At 49.2% G+C, this 244-nt stretch carries 1 pseudogene; it reads left to right on the top strand.

Going from position 1 to position 244, the window contains the following annotated elements:
• A pseudogene (locus tag Q4563_RS21910) lies at positions 1-244 on the top strand (dihydrolipoyl dehydrogenase); the annotation flags it as partial.

Genomic DNA, 244 nt, shown 5'->3' with positions numbered 1-244 from the left:
CTGCTGGACACTTCGCACAAGTATGAAGAAGCCAAACACGATTTTGACCTGCACGGTATCAGCACCGGTGAAGTGTCTGTTGACATTGCAACCATGTTGGCACGCAAGGACAAGATTGTTAAAAACCTGACCATGGGTGTTGCTGCCCTGTTCAAGGCCAATGGTGTGACTGGTCTGGAAGGTGTAGGTAAAGTACTGGCTGTCAAAAAAGTGGAATTCACCCCTCATGGTGGTGACGCTGAAC

It is taken from the genome of Gilvimarinus sp. 1_MG-2023, assembly GCF_030548285.1.
Note: the sequence above shows the minus strand (reverse complement) of the source record. Positions and strands in the feature narration are given on the sequence as shown.